This window comes from Methylocucumis oryzae, assembly GCF_000963695.1.
Lineage (GTDB): Bacteria > Pseudomonadota > Gammaproteobacteria > Methylococcales > Methylomonadaceae > Methylovulum > Methylovulum oryzae.
Window position 1 is genome coordinate 1 of sequence record NZ_LAJX01000368.1, and the last position, 2,637, is coordinate 2,637.

At 50.3% G+C, this 2,637-nt stretch carries 1 protein-coding gene; it reads left to right on the plus strand.

The features are described 5' to 3' along the window. On the plus strand, positions 1 to 2,637 hold a 2,637-nt coding region (locus VZ94_RS21715), incomplete at both ends, for a beta strand repeat-containing protein (protein WP_204369268.1).

Below are 2,637 nucleotides of genomic sequence, written 5' to 3' on the forward strand. Positions count from 1 at the left end.
CCTAGGTACAACACCGATTACGATAAATACCGGTATAGGCTTATTAACCTTAACCGGTTACACCAGCACCAGTAGTGTAGGCGGGATTAGCACCGGTGGTAGCATTGCCTACAGCTACACGTTAAGCGCTGCACAAAACACGCCAGCGGCAACCGAAAGCACTGATGTCATTGCTTTAGACATTCAAGATGCGGGCGGTGCTACCAGCAATACTAGCTTTTTAACCATACAAATCATCGATGACACGCCGACGGCAAACGATGATGCCAATAGCGTGACCGAAGGCACGACCAGCAGTCCAACGACAACGAGCGGCAATGTTTTCGCCAGCGGCAGTGCGGGCGATGTAGCCGATGACCAAGGCGCAGATGCTAATGGCACACCGATTACTGGCGTAAGCTTTGGTGTAACACCGGGCGCCATAGGTAGCGCAGTTGCCGGTAACTACGGCAATTTAATCTTAAATGCCGATGGCAGTTATGACTACGAACTTGATAACAACAACAGCAACGTCAATCAACTGTTAGCCGGAGAAACCTTAACCGAAGAATTTACTTACACATTAACCGACGATGATGGCGACAGCACAACAGCGGTATTAACCATTACCATAAACGGAGTGACCGATGGTGCGCCGACTATTAATGCGGATGACAGCAACGGCGCGGCTACCGGGGACAACACCGTATACGAACATGGCTTAACCAGTGTCGTTGATACCACAGAAACGACCACAGGAACAATTAGCGTAAGCGCCGCCGAAGGGATAGATTACATAGAAATCGAAGGTACGCTAGTCACCTTAGGCGACTTAAACAACCTAGGCACAACACCCATCACGATAACGACCAGCAAAGGCGAACTCACGTTAACTGGCTACACCAGCAGCAGCGAAATTGACGGCATTAGCACAGGCGGCAGTATTGCCTATCGCTATACGTTAACGGCAGCACAAAACACGCCAGGGGCTAGCGAAGACACTGACACCTTCGACCTTACCATTGCGGATAGAGCCGAAGAAACCAGCACGGGCAGCCTGACCATACAAATCATCGACGACACACCGGTCGCGAACAATGACAGCAATAGCATCACCGAAGACGGCAGTGCCACTACTAGCGGCAATGTCTACGTCAGCGGCAGTGCGGGCGATGTTACCGATGAGCAAGGTGCAGATACCAACGGTACACCGATTACCGGTATTAGCTTTGGCGCAACAAACGGCACACTCAACAGCGCATTAGCGGGTAATTACGGCAGCTTAACGCTAAGTGAAACCGGCGCATACATTTACGCCATAGATAACAGCAATGCAGACGTCAACGCGTTAAAAACCGGCGATAGCCTAACTGAAATCTACACCTACACGTTAACCGACGCTGACGGCGACAGCACGACCGCGACGCTGACAATAACGATAAATGGGGCTACCGATGGTGCACCGAGCATCTTTGCCGATGATGGCAATGGCGCGGCGACCGGTGACAATACCGTCTATGAAGTCGGCTTAACCAGTGTAGGCGATACCAGCGAAACCACGACCGGTACGATTAGCATAGCGGCTGCCGAAGGCATTGATGGTGTTACGCTAGGCGGCACAACAGTCAGCTTAAGCCAGCTCAACAACCTAGGCACAACGCCGATCACGATAAATACCGGTATAGGCTTATTAACCTTAACCGGTTACACCAGCACTAGTAGTGTAGGCGGGATTAGCACCGGTGGTAGCATTGCCTACAGCTATACGTTAAGCGCCGCACAAAACACACCTGCGGCAACAGAAAGTACTGATGTTATTGCTTTAACTATTCAAGATGCAGGTGGTGCTAGCGATACGGCTAATTTAACTATACAAATCATCGATGACACGCCGACGGCGAATGATGATACTAACAGCATCGACGAAGATGGCATCACACCCATAACTGGAAATGTTTACTTGCCAAGCCGTAGTGGTTCTGGCGATGTTGCGGATAGACAAGGTGCCGATAGTAATGGCACTCCAATAACAGGGGTTAATTTTGCCGCGACCAACGGTACGCTTGGCAGTCCATTAGCTGGAAATTATGGTTATTTAACGTTAAATCCTGATGGAAGCTACAGCTATGATTTAGATAACAATAATCCACTAGTGAACGCGTTAAAAACGGGAGATAGCTTAACTGAAGTCTATACCTATACATTAACCGACGCTGACGGCGACAGCACGACCGCGACGCTGACAATAACGATAAATGGGGCTACCGATGGTGCACCGAGCATCTTTGCCGATGATGGCAATGGCGCGGCGACCGGTGACAATACCGTCTATGAAGTCGGCTTAACCAGTGTAGGCGATACCAGCGAAACTACGACGGGTACGATTAGCATAGCGGCTGCCGAAGGCATTGATAGCGTTACGCTAGGCGGCACAACAGTCAGCTTAAGCCAGCTCAACAACCTAGGTACAACACCGATTACGATAAATACCGGTATAGGCTTATTAACCTTAACCGGTTACACCAGCACCAGTAGTGTAGGCGGGATTAGCACCGGTGGTAGCATTGCCTACAGCTACACGTTAAGCGCTGCACAAAACACGCCAGCGGCAACCGAAAGCACTGATGTCATTGCTTTAGACATTCAAGATGCGGGCGG